At 68.5% G+C, this 20,271-nt stretch carries 17 protein-coding genes and 4 pseudogenes; 17 read left to right on the plus strand and 4 right to left on the minus strand.

The window, feature by feature from the left end; genetic code table 11:
- Positions 1–229, minus strand: a pseudogene (locus TY51_RS02650) (hypothetical protein); the annotation flags it as partial.
- Positions 226–1,518, minus strand: a complete 1,293-nt coding sequence (locus TY51_RS02655) for a L,D-transpeptidase (RefSeq protein ID WP_081994667.1) — start codon at positions 1,516–1,518, stop codon at positions 226–228. The pseudogene TY51_RS02650 and the gene TY51_RS02655, both read right to left, overlap by 4 nt.
- Before the next feature lie 145 nt (positions 1,519–1,663).
- On the opposite strand from TY51_RS02655, the gene TY51_RS02660 reads away from it, so the two are divergent.
- The 12 genes and pseudogenes from TY51_RS02660 to TY51_RS23100 all read left to right on the plus strand — a co-directional run bounded on the left by TY51_RS02660 (position 1,664) and on the right by TY51_RS23100 (position 13,534).
- Positions 1,664–2,722, plus strand: coding sequence for a C4-dicarboxylate TRAP transporter substrate-binding protein (locus TY51_RS02660; protein ID WP_042245522.1), 1,059 nt, complete (start codon positions 1,664–1,666; stop codon positions 2,720–2,722).
- Positions 2,723–2,726: 4 nt separating this feature from the next.
- Positions 2,727–3,233, plus strand: coding sequence for a TRAP transporter small permease (locus TY51_RS02665; protein WP_042245525.1), 507 nt, complete (start codon positions 2,727–2,729; stop codon positions 3,231–3,233).
- Positions 3,233–4,561, plus strand: a complete 1,329-nt coding sequence (locus TY51_RS02670; protein WP_042245528.1) for a TRAP transporter large permease — start codon at positions 3,233–3,235, stop codon at positions 4,559–4,561. Before TY51_RS02665 ends, TY51_RS02670 begins: the two co-directional genes overlap by 1 nt.
- A complete protein-coding gene (locus TY51_RS23090) occupies positions 4,561–4,938 on the plus strand; it encodes a helix-turn-helix domain-containing protein (protein WP_231558874.1) in 378 nt (125 codons plus the stop codon). Before TY51_RS02670 ends, TY51_RS23090 begins: the two co-directional genes overlap by 1 nt.
- On the plus strand, positions 4,938–5,393 hold the full coding sequence (locus tag TY51_RS23095; protein ID WP_231558875.1) for a hypothetical protein: 456 nt from the start codon (positions 4,938–4,940) through the stop codon (positions 5,391–5,393). Before TY51_RS23090 ends, TY51_RS23095 begins: the two co-directional genes overlap by 1 nt.
- A pseudogene (locus TY51_RS02680) lies at positions 5,386–7,489 on the plus strand (3-hydroxyacyl-CoA dehydrogenase NAD-binding domain-containing protein). Before TY51_RS23095 ends, TY51_RS02680 begins: the two are co-directional and overlap by 8 nt.
- Complete coding sequence (locus TY51_RS02685) at positions 7,486–8,661, plus strand: acetyl-CoA C-acyltransferase (protein WP_042245530.1); 1,176 nt, start codon at positions 7,486–7,488, stop codon at positions 8,659–8,661. The pseudogene TY51_RS02680 and the gene TY51_RS02685 overlap by 4 nt, the downstream one beginning before the upstream one ends.
- Positions 8,661–9,841 (plus strand): annotated as a pseudogene (locus tag TY51_RS02690) (acyl-CoA dehydrogenase family protein). The gene TY51_RS02685 and the pseudogene TY51_RS02690 overlap by 1 nt, the downstream one beginning before the upstream one ends.
- A gap of 4 nt (positions 9,842–9,845) precedes the next feature.
- Positions 9,846–10,844, plus strand: coding sequence for an acyl-CoA dehydrogenase family protein (locus tag TY51_RS02695; RefSeq protein WP_042245533.1), 999 nt, complete (start codon positions 9,846–9,848; stop codon positions 10,842–10,844).
- A complete protein-coding gene (locus TY51_RS02700; RefSeq protein WP_042245537.1) occupies positions 10,841–11,239 on the plus strand; it encodes a PaaI family thioesterase in 399 nt (132 codons plus the stop codon). Before TY51_RS02695 ends, TY51_RS02700 begins: the two co-directional genes overlap by 4 nt.
- Positions 11,236–11,967: pseudogene (locus TY51_RS02705) on the plus strand (enoyl-CoA hydratase-related protein); the annotation flags it as partial. The gene TY51_RS02700 and the pseudogene TY51_RS02705, both read left to right, overlap by 4 nt.
- Before the next feature lie 73 nt (positions 11,968–12,040).
- A complete protein-coding gene (locus tag TY51_RS23100) occupies positions 12,041–13,534 on the plus strand; it encodes a class I adenylate-forming enzyme family protein (protein WP_042245539.1) in 1,494 nt (497 codons plus the stop codon).
- Here the strand turns inward: TY51_RS23100 and TY51_RS02715 are convergent.
- The gene (locus TY51_RS02715; protein ID WP_052649689.1) at positions 13,531–14,286 is read right to left on the minus strand and encodes a GntR family transcriptional regulator; all 756 of its coding nucleotides are present in this window, start codon (positions 14,284–14,286) and stop codon (positions 13,531–13,533) included. The genes TY51_RS23100 and TY51_RS02715 overlap by 4 nt on opposite strands.
- A gap of 196 nt (positions 14,287–14,482) precedes the next feature.
- On the opposite strand from TY51_RS02715, the gene TY51_RS02720 reads away from it, so the two are divergent.
- From TY51_RS02720 to TY51_RS02740, 5 genes are all read left to right on the plus strand, one after another.
- Positions 14,483–15,679 carry an MFS transporter gene (locus TY51_RS02720; protein WP_042245543.1) on the plus strand — a complete coding sequence of 399 codons (1,197 nt, stop codon included), beginning with the start codon at positions 14,483–14,485 and terminating at the stop codon, positions 15,677–15,679.
- 63 nt (positions 15,680–15,742) lie between these two features.
- Positions 15,743–17,290: a glycosyl transferase family 90 gene (locus TY51_RS02725; RefSeq protein ID WP_042245546.1), complete on the plus strand. Its 1,548-nt coding sequence runs from the start codon at positions 15,743–15,745 to the stop codon at positions 17,288–17,290.
- Between the two features lie 9 nt (positions 17,291–17,299).
- Complete coding sequence (locus TY51_RS02730; RefSeq protein ID WP_042245549.1) at positions 17,300–17,779, plus strand: ureidoglycolate lyase; 480 nt, start codon at positions 17,300–17,302, stop codon at positions 17,777–17,779.
- Positions 17,776–18,405, plus strand: coding sequence for a ribonuclease HII (locus TY51_RS02735; protein WP_042245551.1), 630 nt, complete (start codon positions 17,776–17,778; stop codon positions 18,403–18,405). The genes TY51_RS02730 and TY51_RS02735 overlap by 4 nt, the downstream gene beginning before the upstream one ends.
- A 90-nt stretch (positions 18,406–18,495) precedes the next feature.
- Positions 18,496–19,626, plus strand: coding sequence for a site-specific DNA-methyltransferase (locus tag TY51_RS02740; protein WP_042245554.1), 1,131 nt, complete (start codon positions 18,496–18,498; stop codon positions 19,624–19,626).
- Positions 19,627–19,717: 91 nt separating this feature from the next.
- Here the strand turns inward: TY51_RS02740 and TY51_RS02745 are convergent, their stop codons facing one another.
- On the minus strand, positions 19,718–20,179 hold the full coding sequence (locus TY51_RS02745) for a BLUF domain-containing protein (protein ID WP_052649693.1): 462 nt from the start codon (positions 20,177–20,179) through the stop codon (positions 19,718–19,720).
- Between the last annotated feature and the right edge of the window lie 92 nt (positions 20,180–20,271).

Raw genomic sequence — 20,271 nt, forward strand, 5'->3', positions numbered from 1 at the left:
ATTCGGTCGGGGCGGGGGGGCCAGAAGGCTGGTCCGCCGGGGTGTCCGCGGCGGGGTCGTCGGATCGGGGTGCAGGCTCGGGGACATCGGGGCGTTCCGGCGGGCGCTCGGCGTCCGGCTGTTCGGTCTGTGCCCCGTCTGTCTGGGGGGCATCCGGCGGGCGGTCCTGACCCAGGGCGGGGACCACCGCCAATGTCAAAGCGATGATCGTCCCCGCCGCGCGGATCATGGCTGAGCCTCTTCCAGGGGCTCGACGACAAATCCTTCGGGCAGCGCACCTGTCAGGGCATCGCTGAGCGGATCGGGCGTCGCAGGCACCGCGGCGTCGGGGACGACCGGAACCGCCGCCGGGTCCGGGATCGCACGGTCCACAACCGCGGGCGCGGCCAGCGGGTCGGGCAGCGACAGCGGCTGCGCCGGGTCGGGCGTGTCGATGGGCGTCGTCGTGCCTTGGGGCAGCGCGATGTCGGCCACGGGCGGGCTGACCGCCGTGCCGCTGCCGGTCACGTCCGCGATGGTGACCCCTGCATCCAGGAACTGGACCTCGGTGCCGCCGATGCTGACCATGCCGGCCAGCTCCTCGGCGTCCCAGTTGGTCAGGCGCACGCAGCCCATCGACTGGTTCGCGAACAGTTGCGACGGGGTGGGCGTGCCGTGGATGCCGTATGTGGGCTTGGTCAGCCCGATCCAGACGGTGCCCACAGGCCCGTTCGGCCCCGGCGGGATCACCAGCGGGCTGTCATTGCCCTCCTGCCGGAAATTGACGTCGGGGTTGTAGGTATAGTTCGGGTTGATCGCGACGGTGCGCACGTTGTGCGATCCCTGCGGCGAGGGGGTCACGCTGCTGCCGATGGTCGCCGGGTAGTCCACGACCATCTGGCCGCGCGCGTTGTATCCCGCAACCCTGCGGTTATCCTTGTCGATGATGATTCGCGTGACCTGGCCCCGCAGGTGGGGGTTCGGGGCCATCACCTGGATGGTGGCGCCGGGCACCAGGGCCACGCCGGGGTTCAGGAATTCGATGAATTTCTCGTCCATGTGGAACCGCTCGCCAAGGCGTTCTGCGACGCTGGTATGGGCCATGGCGGGCATCAGCGCCTTTTCGGCGTAATCCGTGGGGATCGACGCGGCCAGCCCGGCCGCATCTTCGGCGGTGATCGTATAGGTCTGGGTGACCGGGCGCGTCGCGAACGACTGCAGCAGGTTCCAGACATGCGGGTCCATTACCCCGTCCTGGGGCAGGCCGGTGCGACGTTCGAACGCCTTGATCGCGCTTTGGCTCATCCCGCCCTTGAAGCCGTCGATGACGCCCGGGGACGTGCCCGACCGGTCCAGCAGCAGCTGCACCTTGGCGGTCAGGGCCGACCGGCCCCGGGGCAGATCGCTGCCGTCATACTGCGCGGCCTCGATCTGGGCGGCGGTGAAGGGCAGATCCGGGGTCTGGGCCGCGGCGGGCCAAGCGAGGCCAAGGGCAAGGCCCAGGGCCAGCAGCAGCGGTCGGACAGGGTGGGGCGTCATGGGAAGCTCCGATCGTGAAGGCGCAACATCCGGCATCAGGCGGAAAACCGCCAGATAGCGCAGTGGTCACAATCAGGTCAATTCAAGGTTGCGTTCCGCACTGCGGAATGCCAGCCTGCTAAGTGGAACTGGGAGGAGTTTTATCATGACCACACCGTCGTATCGCACGGCGCTGATGGCTGCCGGTCTGACCGCAGCCCTTGCCGCCCCCGCCATGTCGCAGACCACGCTGATCTATGGCGAGCCTGGTCCCAACCGTGGCGCGCGCGCCGAGGCGACGCAGTGGTTCGCCGACCAAGTTGCCGAACAGTCGGGCGGCGACCTGACGCTGGACATCACCTGGGGCGGCGCGCTGTTTTCCGAAAAGGCCGCGGTGCAGTCGCTGCGCGACGGCGTGGCCGACCTGGGCAGCGTCATCGGCGTCTATTTCCCGCAGGACATGGTGGCCTATGGCATCGCCGATCTGCCGCTGGACAACCCCGATCCGTGGGTGGGCATGAAGGCCACCGACGCGCTGATGCGCAACAACGAACAGATCACCGCGAACCTGGCCGCGCAGAACCTGGTCTATGTGGGCACCTACACGACCTCTGCGGTGCAGATGGGCTGCAAGGGGCCGGCCGTCACGTCGGTCGACCAGCTGGCAGGCAAGAAGGTCCGCGGCGTCGGCGCCTATGGCCAGACCTTCCGCGACTTGGGCGCGACCCTGGTCGACATGAGCGTCTATGAGGCCTACCAGGGCCTGGAGAACGGCCTGCTGGATTGCACCCAGACCTATTCCTATCTGGTCGCGGCGCTGAAGTTCGACGAGGTCTTCGACAGCTACACCTTCATCGACTGGGGTCAGGTCGGCGCGCTTGGCATCGTCATGAACAAGTCGATGTATGATTCGCTGTCCCCCGAACAGCAGCAGGTCATCATGACCGCGGGCGAGGGTCTGGCCGACGAGTTCGGGCGCATTATCGAACAGGCGAACGCCGAATCGATCAAGATCCTGGAAGATGCCGGCAAGGAGATCGTCAGCTTTTCCGACGAGGATCGTGCCCGCCTGACCGAGGCCGGCCAGCCCTATCTGGACGAATGGATCGCACGGGCCGACGCCCGGGGTCTGGACGGACAGGCGCTGCTGGACGAATACCGCGGTCTGATCGCGCAGTATTCGCAAGAGCTTGAAACGCAGGGCTATCCCTGGGAGCGCGGCTGATCCCATGCGCATGATCGAACGGACGCTGCTGGACCTGGCCGTGCTGGCGCTGATCGCGTTGGGACTGGTGATCTTTGCCAACGTGGCGATGCGCGCGCTGCTGGGAACCAGCGTGCCCGATGCGATCATCCTGGTGCGCGAACTGATGGTCGCGGCCATCCTGCTGCCCCTGGCGGCGGCGACGGCGGCGCGCAGCCACGTCGCCGTCACCTTCGTGTCGGACCGGCTGCCGCCGCGCCTGCGCGCGAACCTGATCGTGCTGGGCCATGTCGTGGGCCTGCTGGCGCTGATGCCGCTGATCTATGCGGCCTGGCGGGTGACCGGACAGGCGCTGGCATCGGGCGAATTCTATTACGGCGACCTGAACCTGCCGCGCTGGCCGGGCGTGGCGCTGTTCATGGCCGGGCTGGTGCTGATGTGGGTGCGGCTGGCGATCCTGCTGGTCGGTGACCTGAAGCAGCTGCGCCACGGCGACGTGATCCTGGATGCCGACGGAAACGAGGTGAACTGATGGACCCGATGACGATCGGCCTTGTCGCCATGGCGGCTGTTCTGGTGCTGCTGGCGCTGCGCGTGCCCATCGCGTTCGCGCTGGCGGGCGTGGCCAGCACCGGGACGTTCCTGGTCTACGCGACCCGCACTGGCGACTGGATGCCGGAACGGGCGCTGAACCCCACCAGTTCGGTGGTCTTCTCGAACTTCTTCGACCTTGTCCATTCCTATGACCTGTCGATGGTGCCGCTGTTCGTGGCCTTGGGCAACATCGCCTTCTATGCCGGCATCACCACGCGCATCTATGATGCGGCGGCGGTCTGGCTGCGGCCATTGCGGGGCGGGGTCGCGATGGCGTCCGTGCTGGGCTGCGGCGGGTTTTCGGCCATCTCCGGGTCGTCGATCGCCTGCGCATCGACGATGGGGCGCATCTGCGTGCCGGAAATGCTGCGCATGGGGTACGATCCGAAACTGGCCACCGCGTCGGTGGCAGTGGGCGGCACCCTGGGGTCGCTGATCCCGCCATCGGTGCTGTTCATCCTCTACGGCATCTTCACCGAGACATCGATCGCGCAGCTGTTCCTGGCGGGCATCCTGCCGGGCATCCTGTCGCTGGTCGGCATGCTGCTGGTCATCGCCTGGTGGGTGAACCGCGACCCCGACGCCGCCCCCCGCGGCGAGCGTGGCGACGCTAGCCGGACGGACGCGGCCCTTGCCGCATGGCCCGCACTTTTGCTGTTCGTGGTCATCGTCGGCGGCATCTATGGCGGCATCTTCACCGCGACCGAGGCTGCGGCCGTCAGCGTCGTGATGACCACATTGATCGGCTTTGCCCAACGTCGCCTGACGCTTGGGGTGCTGTGGCGCGCCATCCGCGAAAGCCTGACCCAGACGGCGGCGATCTTCCTGATCGCGGGCGCCGCCAAGATATTCGTCAGCTTCGTCGCGCTGACGGGCATGGCGGGTGCGGTGGTCGGCATGGTGTCGGACGCGGAACTGTCGCTTATGATGCTGATGCTGGTCGTCGTGGTGATCTATCTGGTCCTGGGCATGTTCCTGGACCCGATCGGGATCATGGTCCTGACGCTGCCCTTCATGGTGCCGCTGATCGAGGGCTACGGCCTGAACCTGATCTGGTTCGGCGTCATCGTCGTCAAACTGCTGGAGATCGGGCTGATCACGCCGCCCGTGGGCCTGAACGTCTTCGTCGTCAGCAACGTCACCAAGTCGGTGGGCATCGACAAGATCTTTGCGGGCGTCACGCGGTTCCTGGCGGTCGACATGCTGGTCCTGCTGCTGCTGATCCTGTTCCCGATCATCTCGCTGCTGATCCCAGGGTCGATGTGATGACCCCGGCCCCGGAAACGCGTCCCGACTATGAGGACGACCGCAACTTTGCCACCGCGCTGGCGCGCGGGCTGTCGGTGCTGCGGGCGTTCCGGACCGATGACGACGGGCTGAGCAATGCGCAGATTGCGGAACGCACCGGCCTGCCGAAATCGACGGTGTCGCGGCTGACCTATACGCTTGGCTGCCTGGGCTACCTGACGCAGCCGCAGCGCAACGACCGCTATCGCCCCGGCCCCACGCTGCTGGCGATGGGGCATGTGGCGGCGGCATCGCTGGCCTTTCTGGATTCGGCGCAGGGCATGATGCAGGCCCTGGCGACCAGACCGGCACCCTGGTCCTGTTCGCGGTGCGCGACCGCGACAAGGTCGCGCTGATGCGCACCTGGCGGCCGCAGCGCGCGGCGTCGATCTGGCTAGAGGTGGGCCACCGCCTACCCATCGCCGGATCGTCGTCCGGGCTGGCCCTGCTGGGCGCCACCACGCGCGAGGAATTCGCGGGCCTGCTGGCCGATCATCCCGAACCGCCGCTGGACGGCGGCACGCTGGACGATCTGCGGCTGGAGGCGCGCGGCCAGCTGATCGCCAAGGGTTATACCGTGGTGCGCCAAGGGCTGCGCTATTCGTCCAACATCTCGGCGGTGTCGGTGCCGTTCCGGTCGGCGCGGCTGGCGGGGCCGGTGATGTTCTCCTGCGGGGCGCTGGACGACGTGCTGCCCGACGACCGCATCCATGCCCATGTCGGCCCCGTGCTGCGCGAGACCGTCGCCCGCCTGCAGCGGCTGGTCGGGGCCGACGGCGTGCCCGCCTGGTCCGGCAGCCCGAATGACTGAAAGGTTTTCCCAGATGCCCGTTTCCTATGCCCGCCAAGGCCGCATCGGCCTGATCACCATCGACAACCCGCCGGTGAACGCCACCGGCCATGCCGTGCGGCAGGGCCTGATGGACGCGGCGCGCGACTTTGCCGCCGACACGGGGGCCGATGCCGCCGTGATCCTGTGCGCGGGCCGCACCTGGGTCGCGGGCGCGACATCTCGGAATTCGGCAAGCCCTCGCAGGCGCCGATCCTGCCCGACGTGATCGCCGCCATCGAGGGCCTGGACAAGCCCGTCGTCGCGGCGCTGCACGGCACTGCCCTGGGCGGGGGGCTGGAACTGGCCTTGGGCTGTCACGCGCGGATCGCGGCCCCCGGCACCCGCATGGGCCTGCCCGAGGTGACATTGGGCCTGCTGCCCGGCGCGGGTGGGACACAGCGCCTGCCGCGCCTGATCGGCACCGCCGCCGCCCTGGACATCATCACCAGCGCCCGCCAGGTTCCCGCCGCGCAGGCGCAGGAGCTGGGCCTGATCGACGCCATGGCGCAAGGTGATCTGACCGCGGATGCGATCGCGCTGGCCGAAACGCTGGCGGGCCAGGCGCCGCGCCGGACGCGCGATCTGCCCGCACCCGCCCCGGACCTTGACGCCGCGCAAGCGCTCAAGGCCACCTTGGCGCGCAAGCTGCCCGGCCAGATCGCGCAGGCGACAGCGGTCGACGTGGTGACCGACGGTCTGGCGCAGCCTTTCGACCATGGCATGGCCGTTGACGCGCGGGCTTTCTGGCGCTGATTGACAGCCCGCAGCGCGCGGCACTGATCCATGCGTTCTTTGCCGAACGTGCCGTGGCCCATCTGCCGCAGATCAAGGGCGTGGCGCCGCGCCCGCTGGACCGCATCGGAGTGATCGGCGGCGGCACCATGGGCGCGGGCATCGCGGCCTCCTGCCTGCTGGCCGGGCTGGACGTGACGCTGATCGAACGCGACGAGCAGGCGACCGCCCGGGCACAGGCGACGGTGGGCGACCTGCTGGCGGGCGCCGTTTCTCGCGGCAAGCTGGCCGCCGCCCGCCGCGACGCGATCCTGGCCGGGGCGTTCCGCACAGACACGGATTACGCGGCCCTGGGCCAGGCCGATCTGATCGTCGAGGCGGTGTTTGAATCCATGGAGGTCAAGGAGCAGGTGTTTGCCGCCATCGACCGCGTGGCGAAACCCGACGCGGTGCTGGCGACCAACACCTCCTATCTGGACGTCGACCGCATCGCCGACGCGACGCGCCGCCCGCGCGACGTGATCGGCCTGCACTTCTTTTCCCCCGCCCATGTCATGCGCCTGCTGGAGGTGGTGGTCGCCGACCGCACCGCCCCCGAGGTGGTGGCCACCGGCTTTGCCCTGGCCAAGCGGCTTGGCAAGATCGCGGTGCGCGCGGGCGTCTGCGACGGCTTTATCGGCAACCGCATCCTGTCGCATTACCGCGCGGCGGTGGACGCGATGGTGCTGGACGGCGCGTCGCCCCAACAGGTCGACCGCGCACTGACCGATTTCGGTTTCGCGATGGGCCCCTATGCGGTCAGCGACCTTGCGGGACTGGACATCGGCGCGATGACCCGCCAGCGCAAGGCGGCCGACCGCCATCCGCGCGACCGGGTCCCGGTCTTTGCCGACCGCCTGTACGAACAGGGCGATCTGGGCCGCAAGACGGGGCGCGGTTATTACGTCTATGCTGATGGCAAGCCGCAGCCGAACCCGGACCTGCCTGCGATCCTGGACGCGGTGCGCGCCGATCTGGGCATCACGCCCCGCGATTTCGACGACGCCGAAATCGTCGCCCGGACCATGGCCGCGATGGTGAACGAGGCCGCCCGCACGGTGGCCGACGGCACCGCCCTGCGGCCGCTGGACGTCGATGTGGTGATGCTGAACGGTTACGGCTTTCCGCGCTGGCGGGGCGGGCCGATGCTCTGGGCCGACGCCCACGGGCTGGACCGCATCCTGGCCGACATCCGCCGTCTTTCGCAGGAAGACGACCATTTCTGGCAGCCCGCGCCGCTGCTGGCCGATCTGGTGGCCGACGGTCGCCAGTTCGCCGACCTGAACCAAGGAACATCCGCATGAAACAGCCCGTGATCGTCTCGACCGCCCGCACCGCTATCGGGCGCGCGAAACGCGGCGCCTTCAACCAGACCCACGGGGCCGTGCTGGCCGCGGCCACCGCCCGCGCCGTGGTCGAGCGCGCCGGCATCGACCCTGCCCTGATCGAGGACAGCATCTGGGGCTGCGGCTATCCGGAATACGTCACGGGCGGCAACATTGCCCGTCAGGCGGTGATCCGCGCGGGCCTGCCCGACAGCGTTGCTGGGACCACGGTCAACCGCTTCTGCGCATCCGGCCTGCAGGCGCTGGCGATGGGCGCGCAGATGGTCGCGCATGAGGGCTCGCGCGCGGTGCTGGTCGGCGGTGTGGAAAGCATTTCCATGGTCCAGCCGCCCGTCCGCAATTCGCGCGAGGCGTGGATCGAGGCGAACCGCCCCGACCTCTACGTCACCATGATCGAGACCGCCGACATCGTGGCCGCCCGCTACGGCGTCAGCCGCGAGGCGCAGGACGCCTATGCCGTCGAATCCCAGGCCCGCACGGCTGCCGCGCAGGCCGCCGGGATCTTCGACGACGAGATCATCCCGATGTCCGTGACCATGTCGGTCACCGACAAGGCGACCGGCGAGACAGCCAACCGCGACATCACCATCACCGCCGACGAGGGCAACCGCCCCGGCACAACGCTGGAGGCGCTGGCGAAGCTGGAGCCCGTACGCGGCGAGGGCCATTTCGTGACCGCGGGCAACGCGTCCCAGCTGTCGGACGGTGCGGCGGCGCTGCTGGTGATGGAGGCCGATCTGGCCGCATCGCTGAACCTCGAACCGCTTGGCGCCTTTCGCGGCTTTGCCGTCGCGGGCTGTGCGCCTGACGAGATGGGCATCGGCCCGGTCTTTGCCGTGCCGCGCCTGCTGGAGCGCCACGGGCTGTCGGTGGACGACATCGACCTGTGGGAGCTGAACGAGGCCTTTGCCAGCCAGTGCCTCTATTGCCGCGACACGCTTGGCATCGATCCTGCGAAATACAACGTGAACGGCGGCGCCATTTCCATCGGCCATCCCTTCGGCATGACGGGCGCGCGCACCGCGGGCCACCTGCTGCGCGAAGGTCGCAGGCGGGGTGCCAAATGGGGCGTCGTCACCATGTGTGTGGGGGGCGGCCAGGGTGCCGCCGGACTTCTGGAGATCTTCTGATGGACATGAGCTTTACCGCCGAGGAAACCGCCTTCCGCGACGACATCCGCGCCTTTCTCAAGGCCGAGCTGGACCCCGCGCTGGCGCGCAAGGTTCGCCTGCACCACGACCTGACCAAGGCCGAGATGGAGGGCTGGCACGCCAAGCTGCAATCCAAGGACTGGCTGGCCGGGAACTGGCCCACCGAATTCGGCGGCGCGGGTTGGACCGCGATCCAGCGTCATATCTTTGAGGAGGAATCGGCCCGGGCGCATGCGCCGCGCATCGTGCCCTTCGGCATCGCCATGCTGGGACCGGTCCTGCAGAAATTCGGGTCGAAAGAGCAGCAGGACTATTGGCTGCCGCGTATCCTGAACGGTGACGACTGGTGGTGCCAGGGCTATTCCGAACCGGGCGCCGGGTCGGACCTGGCCAGCCTGCGCTGCGAGGCCGTGCGTGATGGCGACGACTATGTCGTGAACGGGCAGAAGACCTGGACCACGCTTGGCCAGCACGCCAACATGATCTTCTGCCTGGTCCGCACCAATGCCACCGGCAAGAAACAGGAAGGCATCAGCTTTCTGCTGATCGACATGACCACGCCCGGTGTCAGCGTGCGCCCCATCGTCCTTCTGGACGGCACGGCCGAGGTGAACGAGGTCTGGTTCGACAATGTCCGCGTCCCCGCCGCCAATCTGGTCGGCACCGAAAACGACGGCTGGACCTATGCGAAATACCTGCTGACGCATGAGCGCACGAACATCGCGGGCGTGGGCTTTGCCACCGCCGCGCTGGACAACCTGAAGCGCGTGGCCAAGGCGCAGCGCCATCGCGGCCAGCCCCTGTCCGACGATCCCCTGTTCGCCACCGAGATGGCGTCGGTCGAGATCGAGCTGATGGCCATGTCCACCACCAACCTGCGCATGCTGTCCGCCGCCGCCCAAGGCCAGGCGCCCGGCATCGAGAGCAGCATGCTCAAGATCAAGGCACGCAGATCCGCCAGCGTCTGGATGCGCTGACCCGCCGCGCCTATGGCGGGCAGGCGATGGCGCTGACGCTAGAGGGCAACGAAGGCCCCGAAGGTGCCGACGAGGCCCTGGCCGCCAGCGCCACTTGGCTGAACAACCGCAAGCTGTCGATCTATGGCGGCTCGAACGAGGTCCAGCGCAGCATCATCTCTGGCGCGCTGGCGAAAGGATAAGCCCATGGACTTTCAGCTTTCCGACGACCATCGCATGCTGCAGGACAGCCTGCGCGGCATCCTGACCCGCCACTCCGGCGAGGCGCTGATGCCCGCCCTGGCCGAGGCCGGCGTCCCGCAGGCCCTGCTGACCGAGGCCGAGGGCGGCTTTGACGGATCGGGCGCCGCCGTGGCGCTGATCTTCGAGGCCTTGGGCCGGGCGGGCGCGTCCCTGCCGCTGATCGGCACGATGATCGGCGTCGCCGCCCTGGCGCAGGCGGGCCAGCCTGCCGATGACGGTGCCACCATCGCCTTTGCCGATGCCGAACCGGGCACGCGCTATGATCGCGGCGTGGCGATCACCGTGGACGGCGACCGCGTGACCGGGCGCAAGACGATGGTGGCGGGGGCCGAAGGGGCCACAGCGATCGTCGTCACCACCGCCGATGCGCTGTGGCTGGTGGCAGCTGACGCGGCGGGGCTGACCGTCCGCCCCTATCCGCTGATGGACGATCAGCGCGGTGCCGACCTGATCTTTGACGGCACGCCCGCCACGCGGCTTGGGCGGCTTACCGATTTCGACGCGGTGCTGGCGCGCGGCGTGCTGGCCCATGCGGCCTATGCCTTGGGCACGTTGAGTGCTGCGGTCGATCTGACCATGGACTATCTGCGCACCAGAAAGCAGTTCGGCCAGCCGCTGATCGCCTTTCAGGCTTTGGCCCATCGCGCGGCGGACCTGTCGGTCGAGGTGGAACAGGCCCGTTCCGCCGTCACCAATTTCGCGGGCCATCTGGACGCCGATGCGCCGCTGCGCGACCGGCACCTGCAGGCCTGCAAGGTCACGTTGGGCCGTGCGGCCCGGCTGGTGGCCGAGGAGTCGGTGCAGCTGCACGGCGGCATCGGCATGACCGAGGAGTACGCGCTGGGCGGCATGATCCGCCGCCTGCTGGCCGCGGACACCGCGATGGGCGATGCCGATTACCACCTTGAACGCTTTGCCCGCGGCGAGCCTGCCTTCGCATGACGGTGATCGAGGGGGAAACCGGCACGCAGCGCCTGATCGGATACGTCCTGGACGTGTCCGACCGTGATGGCGCGGCCTGCATCCTGGACCTGGACGACCGGCACCTGAACCGTCAGGGCATCCTGCATGGCGGGCTGTCCGCGACGCTGCTGGACAGCGCGATGGGCGCCACCGGCAGCCTGACGGTCGACGAAAGCGGGCGCCATCCGTTCACCACGCTGGCGCTGACGGTGAACTTTCTGGCGCCGGGCCATGCGGGGCGCGTCACCGCGCGGGGCCGCGTGACGGGGGGCGGGCGCGCGACCCTGTTCATCGAGGGCACCTTGCGGCATGAGGACGGCACGCTGATCGCCACCGCGACCGGCGTCTTTCGCAAGACAAAGGCCGTCCCATGACCCCCTATACCAACCCCCATTGCGAGATCAGCGACCTGGGCGATCGCCTGGTCGTTGAAAACCGCAACGCCGCGCGGCGCAACGCGCTGACGCCGGAATTCTATGACGGGCTGCACCATGCCCTGCGCCAGGCGACGGAGAACCCCCGCATCGGCGCGGTCCTGATCATGGGCGAGGGCGATTTCTTCTGCGCGGGCGGCGATCTGACCATGCTGATCACCGCGCAGGACATGCCCGAGGATGCCCGCCGCGCCCGCATCGACGCGCTGAACGACCTGATCCGCGCGGTCGTGGCCTGCCCGCGCCCGGTCATTGCGGTGATCGAGGGGGGGGCCGCAGGCGCCGGCCTGTCGCTGGCCCTGGCCTGCGACATGGTGATCTCGGCCCGCAATGCGCGGTTCACCGCGGCCTATGTGACCGCGGGGCTGGTCCCCGACGGGGGGCTGACGGCGGCGCTGACCGCCTGCCTGCCGCCGCAGATGGCCGCGCAGATGGCCCTGACCGGCCTGCCGGTGGGTGCCGAACGGCTGCACGCCCTGGGCGTGATCGCGGAACTGACCGATCCCGGAGAGGCGATCATGGCCGCCATGGCCCTGGCCGACCGTCTGGCCCAGGGCCCGGCCGACGCCCAGGCCGCGATCAAGCGCCTGCTGACCGGCGCCCGAGAGACCCTGTTGGAGGCGCAACTGACCGCTGAGCGCGACGCGATGGCCACCGCCCTTGCCTCGCCCGAGGCAGCCGAGGGCATCACCGCCTTCCTGTCCAAGCGCCCCCCCGATTTCCGCAGATTGCGCGAGGAACATGACCCGTATCCACCAGCTGTTCGACGCCGCCTTGGCGGCCTATCCCGACCGACCCGCCCTGACCGACTGGACCGGACGCGGCCTGACCTACCGGGCGCTGGACGATCTGGTCCGTGCCACGCAGGCAGATCTGGCGGCGATGGGCCTGCGCCCCGGCGACCGTCTGCTGGTGGTGGCGGAAAACGCCGCAAGCGTTCCGGTCCTGCTGCTGGCCGCCAGCCGCATGGACGCGGTGCTGGTGCCTGTGAACGCGCGCATGACGTCGCCTGAACTGGAGAAGCTGGCGGCCCATACCGAACCGCGCCTGACGGTGTTCCTGTCGGATGTCAGCGACCCGGCGCGGGCGCATGCGGGCGACGCGCGGCCCGTCACGCTGGCCGGGGCAGCGGCGCATGTCGCGGGGCCGTTCGATGCCGTGCCGGAACAGGTCGAACCGGACCGGGCGATGACGGCGGTGATCCTGTACACCACCGGCACGACCGGCACGCCCAAGGGGGTGATGCTGACGCATGGCAACCTGATCTTTGGCGGCGAAAGCTCGGCCCGGCTGCGGGGGATGCAGGCGGGTGACGTGATCTGGGGCGTGCTGCCGCTGACCCATGTGTTCGGGTTGACCTCGATGCTGTGCGCGGGGCTGGCGGCGGGCGCGCATGTGCGGCTGGAGCCGCGCTTCTCCGCCGCGCAGACGCTGGCCGCGCTGCAATCGGACGTGACCGTGCTGCCCGCCGTCCCGCAGATGCACGCGGCCATCATGGCCGAGGCGCGTGCGCAGGGTCTGGACCGGCTGGCCCGCCCCCTGCGCTATGTCAGCAGTGGCGCGGCGCCGCTGGACCCCGACTGGAAGCGGCGGGCCGAGGCGTTCTATGGCATCGCGCTGCAGAACGGGTACGGCATGACCGAAACGACCGCTGGCGTCACCGTGACCGACAATGCCATCGGCGATCCCGATCCGTCGGCGGGGCACCCGCTGCCGGGGGTCCAGATCGCGCTGGACGAGGCCATCGGCCGCGAACCCGGCACCGGAGAGGTGCTGACCCGCGGCCCGCACATCATGCGCGGCTATTTCCGCAACGCGGAGGGCACGGCGCAGGTGTTGCGGGACGGCTGGATGCGAACGGGCGATCTGGGCCGGATCGACGCGCAGGGGCGCCTGCACATCGTGGGGCGCTGCAAGGAGCTGATCATCCGCGGCGGCTTCAACGTCTATCCCCCCGAGGTCGAGGCGGCGCTGAACGATCATCCCGCGGTCCTGCAGACCGCCGTGATCGGCCGCGCGCGCGAGGGAGGGGACGAGGATATCCTGGCCTTCTGTCAGCTGGTCGCGCCGGATGCGGTCACGGCGGATGCGCTGGCCGCCCATGCGGCGGCGCGACTGTCAGCCTACAAGCGGCCCACGCGGATCATCCTGACCGGGGCGCTGCCCGCGGCGGCGACGGGCAAGGTGCTGAAACACCGGCTGGTCGCGCATTTCGCGGACCTGCTGGGCCTTTAGTCCTCCAGCACCAGGCGGTGCATCGGCGGATAGAACTGGCGAGCAAAGGACACCGGCAGCGAATCCAGCGTGTTCACCCGTTCGATCGTCATCACCGGCGTGCCGGGATCGATGGTCAGGTTCACCGCACAGGACCCGCTGGCCCCTTCGGCCAGGATCGAGAACCGACTTTGCGTGACGGGCAGGCTGCGGGCCAGCCATTCCTGCGGCGGCTCGTGCGCGAACAGGTGAAAATCGGGCAAAGCCAGCGCGCGTGGGTTCAGCCAGATCGCCTCGCAGCAATGCGGCCGGTCGTCGGCCAGATAGCGCGACTTGACCAGCAGCATCATGTCGTCGGCATCGACCTGCAGCGCCTGCATCGCGGCGGGGCTGGGATTGCAGGGCAGGCATTCGGTCATCTGATAGGCATAGCGCGCGCCAAGCGATTCGATCTCGTCCCGCAGGACCGGCAGCGACAGGGTCGTGCGGCGGGACGTGGTGGCGGTCACGCGGGTGCCGACCTTGCGGCGCCGCTGGATGATGCCGCTGTCGGCCAGCTCACGCAGGGCACGGTTCACCGTGGCGCGCGCGCAGCCCATCTCGATCGACAGCATCTGTTCGGTGGGGATCAGGCTGCCCGGAGGCCATTCTCCTGATCGGATCCGGCCCAGCACATCCGCACGGATCGCCTGCCAGGTGTTGAGTCGCCGCCGTTCGGCATCGACGCCGGAAGAGCGGATCGTAACGGACGAACCTTGGGACAACTTGGCCATTTTGAAGAACTCGTGACATATACCTGTCCAGACTTGATAAATGATACGCACAAGAATGGAAGCTGTCCAATTCGCCATGCGACATCAAAGAGGTCCGCAGGCTGGGGAAAAACCCCAGGCGGACGGGCGCGCGACGCTTTCCTTTCGCAGGATGTCTGATAAATGCAGATCGTGCAAGCATGATGGCGGATTTCCGATGCGCTCGACCAGCCAGCCTTCCGTGACACCCGGCCCGGCCTCCCTGACGTCATGGGGGGTGCTGATGGCGATCAGCCTGTGCCACATGATCAACGACGTGATGCAGTCGATGCTGGCGGCGATCTATCCGCTGCTGCAGGTCGAATTCGACCTGTCCTATGCCCAGATCGGTGTCATGACATTGGCTTTTCAGGTCACCGCGTCGCTGTTGCAGCCGCTGATCGGGATGGCGACCGACCGCCATCCACAGCCGCGCTCGCTGCCCTTCGGCATGGCCTCGACGCTGTGCGGGGTGCTGATGCTGGGCTTGGCCGAAAGCTATGGCTGGCTGTTGTCGGGGGCGATGCTGATCGGTATCGGATCGGCGGTGTTTCATCCCGAAAGCTCGCGCGTGGCGCGGATCGCGTCGGGGGGGCGGTTCGGGACCGCGCAATCGCTGTTCCAGCTGGGCGGCAATGGCGGGCAGGCCCTGGGGCCGCTGCTGGCCGCGTTCATCGTGGTGCCGCTTGGCCGCCCGGCCGTGGCATGGTTCGCAGTCGCCGCCGCCCTGGGCGCCGCGATCCTGTGGCAGGTGGGCACCTGGGCCGAGGATCGCCGCCGCGCCAACACCGCCACGCCCAACCGCACCCTGCGTCTGCCGCGCGCCACGGTGATCCGCGCCATCGCGGTGCTGGCGGTGCTGGTCTTTACCAAGAACATCTACAGCGCGTCGATGAGCAGCTATTTCACCTTCTTCACCATCGACCGGTTCGGCCTGTCGACCCAAGGTGCGCAGATCATGCTGTTCCTGTTCCTGGGGGGCATGGCGGCGGGCGTGATGCTGGGCGGGGTGATCGGCGACAAGGTGGGGCCGCTGACGGTGATCTGGGTGTCGATCCTGGGCGTCCTGCCGCTGACGCTGGCGCTGCCGCATGTCGGGCTGGTGCCCACGGGCGTTCTGGCGGTGCTGATCGGGCTGATCCTGGCATCGGCCTTTCCGGCCATCGTGGTGTTCGCGCAAGAGCTGGTGCCGGGCCGCACGGGGATGATCGCGGGCCTGTTCTTCGGCTTTTCGTTCGGCATGGGCGGGATCTCGGCCGCGGCGCTTGGGGTGCTGGCGGATGCGCAGGGGATCCGGTCGGTGTTCCTGCTGTGCTCTGTCCTGCCAGTGCTGGGGCTGCTGACGATCCTGCTGCCGCGGCGCAGTTTCGGCTGAGATGGGGCGCCTGTCGTCATCCATGTCGGCCCGGACGGCCCCATCGACGCGGCGCTGGAACGGATGTTCCGTGCCAACGGCCATCGTGCGGTCTGCCATGACGGCGGGCGACTGGCCGCGGACATCATCTATGCGATGGGGCAGGGCACGCAGCCCCTGCGCGGCTGGCCCAACGCGCGGTTGATCGCCGGGCTGTTCCGCGACCGGCCGCACTGGCGTCCGACGTTGCAGGCCTGGCGCTGCGTCGCGTTCCTGCGCGAGCGTCTGCCCGACGCGCTGTTCCTGCTGACCGTCCCGGCCCGCGACCGCTGGCCGGACGGGATGCAGGCGCATCTGGATGCGACGCGCGCGCTGTTCGCGGGCGACCCGCGGCTGATCGAGCTGGACCTGACCACCAGCACCCCCGCCGACCTGGCCGCGCGGCTGCGGCCCCTGCTGGCGCGGGACAAAGGGCTGCCTGACCGCTGGCCCGACCCTGACCCCGTCACGGCTCCGCCGCCGACGCCCATGGCGCCGCAGAACTGGGCGCAGGACGTCGCGCGGTTCTGCCTTGCGGGTCTTGACCCCAAGGTGGCGGGCGGACCGCAGGGGCTGTCGGGTTTTGCCTGCCACTGGGACGGCACCCTGTCGGGCAGCGGCGCGGTGACCGATGCCGCGGGCGCGCCGCGACAGTTCACCATCGTCGCGCCGCCCGGCCACCGCCCCCTGGCCCTGGCGCGAGAGGGACGCCCCTTCAAGCTGATCCGGGCCGAGGGGGTGATCAACGACATCCTGTCGCTGGACCGCCGCGACCCGGTCTGGATCGACATGGAGGACAGCCGCTGGTTCGGCAGTTCCCAAGGCTTGCCACTTGACCGCCCGGTCCTGTGCCACAACCGCCGGGCGGGCGCGGTGAACGCGGTCCTGTGGCCCCTGCCGGACCAGCACGCGATCGGTTTGCCGTGGTTCGATCCGGCATCGCCTGCCGACGACATCCCCTGGGATGAAAAGCAGGACCGGCTGGTCTGGCGCGGCATGATCTCGGGGTCGGAAATGCGCGACGGGGTCAAGCCGGGCCCCGCCAGCCATGTCTGGCTGCAGCGGCTGGCCGATGCCGCGACGCCCGCGGATCGCGATGCCGCCTGGCAGGGGCTGTGCCGCACCAACCGCATGGCCTTTGTCCGCCGCTTTCACGACCATCCCGATGTCGACGTGGGCATCGTCATGGCGCATGGCTTTCGCCAGCATGCCGACGATCCGCTGATCGCACCCTATTGCCGCCCGCGCATGAGGCCGCGCGATTTCAGGGCCTATCGGTATCAGCTGTGCCTGTCGGGCTATGACCACGGGTCGAACTTCATCTCAGGCCTGGACCAGAACGGCGTGCTGCTGGCCGAGGATGACGGCTGGCAGGTCTTCTATTCCGGGCGTTTCCGGCCGTGGGTGCATTTCATTCCCGTCGCCCGCCACCTGACCGACCTGGAGGACAAGCTGGCTTGGGCCCGTGCCCATCCCGACGAATGCCGCGCCATGTCGCGCGCCGCGCGGGTCGAGGCTGCGCATCTGCGCGACCCCGCCGCGCGTGCGGAGGTGATGCGTCTGATCCTCGACGGGCTGGCGGCGGCGCGCTAGAACAGCGCCATGAGCACGATCCGCATCGAACCCCTGACCGCCGCCGCCTTCGCCCCCTTTGGCGAGGTGCTGACTCCGCGCGCCACGCCGGACCGCATGATCAATGCGGGCCGCTGCGAACGCCACCACGCCCTGGCCACCGTCGAACGGGGCGGGGGCGAGGCGATCATCTCCATCTTCCGCAGCGAGGCTGTCAGCCTGCCCTACGACTGCACGCTGCTGGAACGCCACCCGCTTGGGTCGCAGGCGTTCATGCCGCTTGGCGACCGGCCGTGGCTGTCGGTGGTGGCGCCCGACGATAACGGCCGCCCCGGCCCGTTGCGGGCGTTTCTGATCCCGGCGCGGACGGGCGTGAACCTGCATGCGGGCACGTGGCACGGGGTGCTGACGCCGCTGGACCATCCGGCCGATTTCCTGGTCGTGGACCGCGAGGGGACCGGCACGAACCTTGAGGAAGTCACCATCCCCGCGGTGCGGGTCACCGCATGACCCCCGATTACAGCGTCGAGACCCTGGCCATGGCCGGGGGCGCGCGTCGCGTCGCCGGCGTGGACGAGGCCGGGCGCGGTCCGCTGGCCGGTCCCGTCACCGCGGCGGCCGTGGTGCTGGACCCGCAGAATATCCCCGACGGCCTGAACGACAGCAAGAAGCTGACCGCCGCCCGGCGCGAGGCGCTGGCCGCTTGGATCATGGCGCATTGCGACTGGTCCGTGGCCCATGTCGAGCCGGTCGAGATCGACGCTCTGAACATCCTGCGCGCCAGCCATGTCGCCATGTGCCGCGCCCTGGCCGGGCTGCGCCAGCCGCCCTGCCATGTGCTGATCGACGGCAACATGCTGCCCCGCGACCTGACCCTGCCCGCGCAGGCGGTGGTCAAGGGCGACGCGCGCTGCCTGTCGATCGCCGCGGCCTCTATCGTGGCCAAGGTGTTGCGCGACCGCATCATGGTGGATTTGGCGCAACAGCACCCCGGATATGGCTGGGACGTGAATGCCGGATACCCGACGCCCGGCCACAAACGCGCCCTGCTAGATCTGGGGATAACCCCACATCATAGGCGGTCGTTCAGGCCGGTACACAATATCTTGTGTAAAGCCCCTTTGGTAAGTGACTGATTCGAAAAAGAAATTGACGGCGATTCGCATCTGAATCATCTTTGGGGACATACCAGACCGGCAAAAGTCGGCATTTCCCGAAGGCAGAGCATGACGAAAACCAAGGACCAGCGCGCGGATTCCGCGCGACCATTACCGCTGAACCAGATTCTGGGCGGCGATTGCATCGAGATCATGAACGGCCTGCCCGCGGGCAGCGTTGACCTGATCTTTGCCGATCCGCCCTATAACCTGCAGCTGAAGGGCGACCTGCATCGGCCCGACAACAGCCTGGTCGATGCGGTGGACGATCATTGGGACCAGTTTTCCAGCTTTGCCACCTATGACGCCTTTACCCATGACTGGCTGGCCGCCGCGCGCCGGCTGCTGAAGCCCAACGGCGCGATCTGGGTGATCGGCAGCTATCACAACATCTTCCGCGTGGGCGCCGAGCTGCAGAACCAGAAGTTCTGGATCATGAACGACGTGATCTGGCGCAAGTCGAACCCGATGCCGAACTTTCGCGGCAAGCGCCTGACCAACGCGCACGAGACGCTGATCTGGGCGGCGAAATCGGAAACCTCGAAATACACGTTCAACTATGAGGCGCTCAAGTCGCTGAACGAGGGCATCCAGATGCGCAGCGACTGGGTCCTGCCGATCTGCAACGGTGGCGAACGGCTGAAGGATGCGGCGGGCGACAAGGCCCATCCGACGCAGAAGCCCGAATCGCTGCTGCACCGGGTGATCCTGGGCACGACCAACCCCGGCGACGTGGTGCTGGACCCGTTCTTCGGCACGGGCACCACCGGCGCGGTCGCCAAGATGCTGGGCCGCGACTATATCGGGATCGAGCGCGAGGAGGCGTACCGCGAGGTCGCGGACCGCCGCCTGTCCCGCGTCCGCCGCCTGGACGCCGACGCCATCGCCACCACCCGCGCCAAGCGCGCCGAGGTGCGGATTCCGTTCGGTCAGGTGATCGAACGCGGCATGCTGCGCCCCGGAGAGGAGCTGTTCTCCATCGGCAACCGGCACAAGGCCAAGGTCCGTGCCGACGGGTCGCTGATCGGGAATGACGTCAAGGGGTCGATCCACCAAGTCGGCGCCGCGCTGGAAGGCGCGCCCAGCTGCAACGGCTGGACCTACTGGCATTTCCGGCGCGAGGGCAAGATGATCCCCCTGGACATCCTGCGCCAGCAGATCCGCGCCGAGATGGAAGGCGACGCCCCCCGGCCCAACTGAGTTTCACCCTTCGCCAGTTCCCCCGTGCGCATCGCGCACGGCCGGAACCACCTTGCCCCGCCATGTCCGCATGGCGGGGGTTTTTCGTCCGTCAGCCCTTCATCGACCGCATGAAGGCCGCGATGCTTTCGGCGTCGTCCTGATCGTTGCCGGTCCGGTCCCGGCGGTCGGCCAGCCATTCCAGCAGCGATGCCGCCTCGCGGTCGGAAAACCGCATCTCCCACTCGGTGAACAGACGCTGTTGCAGCGGCCCTTGGTCTAGCACGGTGAAGTTCAGGTGGCGGTCATCCTCGCGCAGCACGTCGATCAGGCGGAACAGGCGAAAGCGCGGCCCTTCGACCCACTGGAAGAACAGCCCGTCCTCGTGGTGCAGGCATCCGGTCAGCCCCGCCGCCCGGTTGCGGTCGCGCGCATGGCGCAGGATGCGGTCCAGGTCGTCGCGTTCCAGGCCGGGTCGTGCCACGCTGCGGTACAGAAGATAGCCCAGACTGTCACCCGCGGCGAAATGATAGGGCTGCGCATCGCGGTGCATCTGCAAAGAATCGTCGTTCATTCCGGTCGGTCCCTGTTGCGCCCTTGGGACATTTTTCTGTTTTGTGCACACAATGCAAGATCACGGCCGGGACAAGCTGCGCAGCCTTTTAC

This window comes from Paracoccus sp. PAMC 22219 (assembly GCF_000787695.1).
Classification (GTDB): domain Bacteria; phylum Pseudomonadota; class Alphaproteobacteria; order Rhodobacterales; family Rhodobacteraceae; genus Paracoccus.

What these genes read in the sequence shown, in the direction of transcription:
- TY51_RS02745 (WP_052649693.1), bottom strand. Translation starts at nt 20,179, where the DNA reads ATGAACGACGATTCTTTGCAGATGCACCGCGATGCGCAGCCCTATCAT.
- TY51_RS02700 (WP_042245537.1), top strand. Translation starts at nt 10,841, where the DNA reads ATGACGGTGATCGAGGGGGAAACCGGCACGCAGCGCCTGATCGGATAC.
- TY51_RS02715 (WP_052649689.1), bottom strand. Translation starts at nt 14,286, where the DNA reads ATGGCCAAGTTGTCCCAAGGTTCGTCCGTTACGATCCGCTCTTCCGGC.
- TY51_RS02720 (WP_042245543.1), top strand. Translation starts at nt 14,483, where the DNA reads ATGCGCTCGACCAGCCAGCCTTCCGTGACACCCGGCCCGGCCTCCCTG.
- TY51_RS23100 (WP_042245539.1), top strand. Translation starts at nt 12,041, where the DNA reads ATGACCCGTATCCACCAGCTGTTCGACGCCGCCTTGGCGGCCTATCCC.
- TY51_RS02725 (WP_042245546.1), top strand. Translation starts at nt 15,743, where the DNA reads ATGTTCCGTGCCAACGGCCATCGTGCGGTCTGCCATGACGGCGGGCGA.
- TY51_RS02740 (WP_042245554.1), top strand. Translation starts at nt 18,496, where the DNA reads ATGACGAAAACCAAGGACCAGCGCGCGGATTCCGCGCGACCATTACCG.
- TY51_RS02670 (WP_042245528.1), top strand. Translation starts at nt 3,233, where the DNA reads ATGGACCCGATGACGATCGGCCTTGTCGCCATGGCGGCTGTTCTGGTG.
- TY51_RS02660 (WP_042245522.1), top strand. Translation starts at nt 1,664, where the DNA reads ATGACCACACCGTCGTATCGCACGGCGCTGATGGCTGCCGGTCTGACC.
- TY51_RS02735 (WP_042245551.1), top strand. Translation starts at nt 17,776, where the DNA reads ATGACCCCCGATTACAGCGTCGAGACCCTGGCCATGGCCGGGGGCGCG.
- TY51_RS23090 (WP_231558874.1), top strand. Translation starts at nt 4,561, where the DNA reads ATGACCCCGGCCCCGGAAACGCGTCCCGACTATGAGGACGACCGCAAC.
- TY51_RS02685 (WP_042245530.1), top strand. Translation starts at nt 7,486, where the DNA reads ATGAAACAGCCCGTGATCGTCTCGACCGCCCGCACCGCTATCGGGCGC.
- TY51_RS02655 (WP_081994667.1), bottom strand. Translation starts at nt 1,518, where the DNA reads ATGACGCCCCACCCTGTCCGACCGCTGCTGCTGGCCCTGGGCCTTGCC.
- TY51_RS02695 (WP_042245533.1), top strand. Translation starts at nt 9,846, where the DNA reads ATGGACTTTCAGCTTTCCGACGACCATCGCATGCTGCAGGACAGCCTG.
- TY51_RS02665 (WP_042245525.1), top strand. Translation starts at nt 2,727, where the DNA reads ATGCGCATGATCGAACGGACGCTGCTGGACCTGGCCGTGCTGGCGCTG.
- TY51_RS23095 (WP_231558875.1), top strand. Translation starts at nt 4,938, where the DNA reads ATGCGCACCTGGCGGCCGCAGCGCGCGGCGTCGATCTGGCTAGAGGTG.
- TY51_RS02730 (WP_042245549.1), top strand. Translation starts at nt 17,300, where the DNA reads ATGAGCACGATCCGCATCGAACCCCTGACCGCCGCCGCCTTCGCCCCC.